This is a genomic window from Microcystis sp. M53598_WE2, from assembly GCF_030067735.1.
GTDB classification, from domain to species: domain Bacteria; phylum Cyanobacteriota; class Cyanobacteriia; order Cyanobacteriales; family Microcystaceae; genus Microcystis; species Microcystis aeruginosa.
In genome coordinates, this window is the sequence record NZ_JASJFE010000062.1 from 1 (window position 1) to 1684 (window position 1684).

The 1684-nt window shown below is 40.3% G+C and carries 1 protein-coding gene; it reads right to left on the bottom strand.

The window, feature by feature from the left end:
* Window positions 1-66 precede the first annotated feature (66 nt).
* On the bottom strand, window positions 67-1476 hold the full coding sequence (locus PX636_RS01445; protein ID WP_288115999.1) for an IS4-like element ISMae7 family transposase: 1410 nt from the start codon (window positions 1474-1476) through the stop codon (window positions 67-69).
* Window positions 1477-1684: the final 208 nt, after the last annotated feature.

Genomic DNA, 1684 nt, shown 5'->3' on the forward strand with positions numbered 1-1684 from the left:
GCTATCCATTAGTCACATCTTTCTTAACATAAAATTTGACAAAAAGAGAAAAGTGTGCAAGATGGCTCAAGGGGGTTCTATGGGGGGACTAATTTGATGAGATAGTTTCCAAGTCTCGCTGATATCATGTAACCTTCGCAGTCCCAACCAAATAGTTTTAACACCAGGTTCACCGTCACCTTTTCTACCTAAAAACCCCCCAAGAGAAGCAATCATTCTGACCGCTTCTCGAAAGGAGGGCGGCTTTTCAGGTGGCGGACTCTTTTTCTGAATAGTGGCACACAAAGATTGCCATTCATGTTCTTCCAAAAAACTTTCACAACTCTCCTCTCCGTGTAAGCGTGCTTGATAGGTTAACCAAAGTAATCTCCAAGCTACAATTGAATAGGTAGCTAAGGCCATCTCAATTCTACGACCCGTTTCTAATTGCAGTTTTTCTAATCCACAACCACTTTTTAAAACAAAATGATAGCGTTCTATTAACCAGCGATAACTATACCAGCGCACACAGGTTATCGCTGATTCAAAGCTACTAATGTCTAGGCTAGTTAAGAGGAGCCAACTGATAGGATTAACTCCAGGACGCGGATTTTCTTCTTCAGCTAAAATTACCTGTAATTTGACCGGTTGACGAGGGTTCGCTTTCGAGTGATGCTTAGGTACTTGTATTTCAAAACTGGCAAATCTAACTGTTAGTTTAGCTAGTCTAGCCTCGTGATTAGGATTGCGTTTTACTTGCACATCTAGGCTACCACAGGCTTTTATTTCTCTGATGGATTGATGTAAATATTTAGGCTCTGGATGCCCTGACTTTTGCTTGTCTTCGAGATAGTTAACTTTTCGGTTATGAGTTCCTCGGATTAATAAATGAGAGTTAGGACTTCTTGATTGGGCAAATAAATCAAATATGTCTGCCTCACAATCTCCGATTGTTACTACTTGAATTTCTTCGGGTATTTGTTGTTGTGTTTCTGATAAAGAATCTAACCATCTTTGACTTTCTTTTTCTTCGGTTTCTCTTTTTTTTCTTTGCTTGGCAATCCCTAAATTCTTTTCTTCTCTTGCCCAGACATATTGATTAATCAGTCCTAAAGGTATTCCTTCCGCTGACACTCCTAAGGTGGTATGAACTTTGAGACCAAAGGATTTTTTATAATCTAGATAACCCATTCCTTTTTTGGCTTTTTGGGTCGTAAAGTCTAAACTTGTTGTGTCTTGCACTGCCAAAACTATTGGATGTTCTTTGATTCTTTCTACTGTACTTTTAGCTTGGGCGGCAATTATATCTGAGGGGTGAAAATAGGGGGAATTCCAAAAGTCGTAGGTGGCACTCGCTGCGGCTAGATTTCCCGAAGCTTGTGGCACACTTGTACTAGGTTGACTGGCCAAGTTTTCTACGATACTGATTAACCTTTTCTTTCTTCTGGTGTCCCCTAGGTCTGCATACTGTAATTCTTGGGCTGCCCATTTCTCCATTTTTTTGCTTACCTCCACCTTAATTCCTTCTTTCAAAACTATACCTATCAATCGTTTCCCCTTTTTTTAAGTTTCTTCTCTTTTTGTTAAGAAAGATCCGACTAATGGATAGCTTGATAAGGGGGGGCAGGTGGGGTGTGGGGTTTTACCGATTTTCATCGGGTAAATTACCTAATTTTCAGGGAAAAAGTCCAGGGATTTTCCCCCC